The organism is Zongyangia acetica (assembly GCF_038739695.1).
GTDB classification, from domain to species: domain Bacteria; phylum Bacillota; class Clostridia; order Oscillospirales; family Ruminococcaceae; genus Zongyangia; species Zongyangia gallinarum.
This window is the reverse complement of sequence record NZ_JBBEWN010000050.1, coordinates 1-723: the sequence shown is the minus strand read 5'-3', so window position 1 is coordinate 723 and position 723 is coordinate 1. Positions and strand designations below refer to the sequence as shown.

1 protein-coding gene is annotated in these 723 nt (G+C 44.5%); it reads left to right on the top strand.

All coding sequences use genetic code 11. The features are described from left to right. The first annotated feature begins 157 nt into the window (after window positions 1-157). A complete protein-coding gene (tnpA, locus tag WGC32_RS15050) occupies window positions 158-610 on the top strand; it encodes an IS200/IS605 family transposase (protein ID WP_342683086.1) in 453 nt (150 codons plus the stop codon). The last annotated feature ends 113 nt before the right edge of the window (window positions 611-723 follow it).

The following is a 723-nucleotide window of genomic DNA, read 5'->3' as shown; positions in this document are numbered from 1 at the left end:
TTATGCTTTAGCAAAGAAGCCCCAGCGGTAAGTCGCTGGGGCTTCAAAAACCGCCGGCTATGCCGGTGGGAGTTTAGAGCTTAAGCAAGAAGCAACGTCCAAGCTGCTATAATGGAGAATGTTCAAGCCACCAAAAAAGCAGAAAGGACGTTGCTCTATGGCAAATAGTTTAGCACACACGAAATGGGTGTGCAAGTATCACATCGTGTTCACACCGAAATATAGAAGAAAAATCATATACAATCAACTTAGAGCAGATATAAGAGACATCATCAAAGATTTATGCAAATGGAAAGGTGTGGAGATCATCGAAGGGCACATGATGCCGGATCATATACACCTTCTTGTGAGTGTGCCGCCCAAATACAGTATCTCACAGTTCATGGGATACTTGAAAGGGAAAAGCGCAATGATGATCTTCGAACGACATGCAAATTTGAAGTACAAGTTTGGAAACCGAAACTTTTGGGCAACAGGATATTACGTAAGCACAGTGGGCCTCAACACTGCAACCGTGCAGAAATATATTCGCGAACAAGAGAAACAGGATCAGATAGAAGATAGTTTGAGCCGAAAGGAATACAAAAGCCCTTTTAAGGGTAGCAAGTAATCATACCACCAAGGCTTGAACAAAGTTCAAGCCAGCGTCATTTAGGCGCTGGCTTGGTTTTTCGGCCTTCTAGGCCGCGCTTCAAGCCACCCCTCTTAGGGGTGGTCTTGACT

Excerpts from the sequence above, each read along its gene's own strand:
- tnpA (WP_342683086.1), top strand. The coding sequence starts at position 158 with ATGGCAAATAGTTTAGCACACACGAAATGGGTGTGCAAGTATCACATC.